A 2,323-nucleotide genomic window follows, 5' to 3' on the forward strand; every position below is an offset into this window, starting at 1 on the left:
AGCACTAACGGTTAATCCCCAAGCAGACCAATTATTTATATCATTTCCGCTTGTAAATTCATGATCAATTATAGGCACTCCAACTGTTTTAGCAATACTATAAGTCCTTCCTGGCATCTGCATACCAAATGCATAGTAATCTTTACAAATTTCCTGACTATTCACAGTTTTTTCTATCCCATCGACAAAAATTTTCCATTTTTCGCCTATTGCGGTTTCACTCTCGTAATATTTTAATTTATGGCATCCCATCGAACAACAAAAATACTAATCTTTTTTCTTTTTAATTGGAATCATTAATTGAAATTGATTTGATATAAAAATTCAATTATAGATTTCAATATATTGGCGTAGTTACAAACTACAGATAGTACGGGTTCCCATTTTATTTTAAAACCCCTCCCATGGCTCAATAATTTCCAAAGTATCTATTTTATGATAAAAATCATCAAGTAGTTTTGTGTAAACACTGTCTGAAAGCAATGGTGCAACCTCAAGGCTTATTTCTTTAAAACGGAAGTCTCTCATTATAAAGTTTATCTCATGACCTTCTAAACACACTTTTTCTTCATAATATGTCCTTGCCTGCTTTTTTGTCCAAGTTTTTGTATACGCGTTTTCAAGATAACTGATTTTTGCGGGCATGATATAAGCGTGAGTAAAGGTTTTATCATTCCTTGGTTTTATTTCAATTTTTGTTGCATATTTTTCAATATAGAATATTGGATTTATATTCTTACTGCCAAAAACATATTTAAATCCTTTATTAGGGTTTTTATCTAAGAAATCATTGAAAAATTCTTTCGTAGAATCGACTTCCATTGGGAAAAAGTAATTATCATTTCTGTAACCTAAAATCATATATCCCGTTTCAGATATAACATACTTATGATGTGGTACAAGAATATGGTATTTTGAGTTGCATCCGCATAGCACGAATATTAGTACTGATAATAATATGATATTGATCTTACTCCCTTGCTTGTTATTCGTCATCTTTAGTAGTTTTTTGAAGTGTTTCTTGGTTTTGTGCCTCTCCTTTTAAACTCCCATCTTTATTTCGATCTATATAATATTCTAAATCATGTTCTCCTTCCTCGAAATTTTTAAAATAATCTGCAATATTATCAAAATGAGTTTGATTGAAATTAGTACACTCAGGACAAGCCATTGCATCACTTGCTCCACCTTTCTTATCTGTAGGCCGTCCCCAGCCTGAATGAGGCTCACTATTAATTTTATGATATCTATCAGAAAGCCCAAGAAAATGTAAAGTTTCATGAAAAGCTTCCCAAAATAATCTTGTTCCTTTTCTACTTTTATCCAATCTGCCAGAATTACTTACCTTTTGTAAATAATTACCATTTTCATCTACTCCTTTACCCTTTCCGCCATCAACAACACTTCTGCCATCTTCTAATCTTAATATATTATATTCTGGGATACTTAATATTGTAGAAGTTTTATGTTTTGCTTCAAATTCTGATAAAGGTTTATAAGTAATTTGTATCTCAATATCAGTATTACCACTACTGCCAACTATTGGATTTTCTGTAACATAAGAATTCAAATCATCAATCAAATCATCTGAGGCATCTTGTATATAAACAATTGTTGTTATTGTTATTTTAGTTCCGCCTGTTTCCTCATTTTTCGAAATTGATACTTTACCAGATTCACCTGTTGGATCAACGAAAAGTATTGGATTGTTATTAAAAGCGTTATATGGTGATTGATCAGGATAATCTTTGTATCGAGGATCCACACTCAACCACCTCACCAACCTCGAATCATAAATCCTCGCACCAAAATTCAAAGAGTTTCCGTTGCCTTTAACCTCGTTGTCTTGCTCCATACCATTAAACCCATACCTATAACTCTCACCAATTTCTTCAACTTTTACATTGTCAAGATAGAACAGCAAGTTGGTACTTGTAGCATCAGCTCGTTGGAATATTAGGTCTGCAGTAGTTGTTGTAGCAATAAATTCAACATCAATATCAGCATCTACTTTGGTGTTATTGATAAACATAAAAGTGCCATCAGATGGATTTTTAACCATATATTTTACTCTTGCTAAATTTGAGCCTAAGTCAATACTTGCAGTCAGCCTGTATCGTTTTCCCACTTCAAGGGATAGGCTTGCATAGGCGGTAGCCCATGCACCAGTTCCTTCAGCCTTTAGTCTGTCATCTCCGGAAGCACTAACGGTTAATCCCCAAGCAGACCAATTATTTATATCATTTCCGCTTGTAAATTCATGATCAATTATAGGCACTCCAACTGTTTTAGCAATACTATAAGTCCTTCCTGGCATCTGCAT

The 2,323-nt window shown here is 33.2% G+C and carries 3 protein-coding genes; all 3 read right to left on the bottom strand.

Annotated elements, in window-relative coordinates:
• On the bottom strand, positions 1 to 252 hold a 252-nt coding region (locus tag U9R42_10405), incomplete at its 3' end, for a hypothetical protein (protein ID MEA3496434.1).
• Positions 253 to 390: 138 nt separating this feature from the next.
• Entirely contained in the window at positions 391 to 996 is a 606-nt protein-coding gene (locus tag U9R42_10410; GenBank protein MEA3496435.1) for a hypothetical protein, read from the bottom strand.
• Positions 986 to 2,323 (bottom strand): RHS repeat-associated core domain-containing protein (locus tag U9R42_10415; protein MEA3496436.1); only part of this gene is annotated, 1,338 nt, incomplete at its 5' end. The genes U9R42_10415 and U9R42_10410, both read right to left, overlap by 11 nt.

The sequence above is a fragment of the Bacteroidota bacterium genome (assembly GCA_034723125.1).
GTDB lineage: Bacteria > Bacteroidota > Bacteroidia > CAILMK01 > JAAYUY01 > JAYEOP01.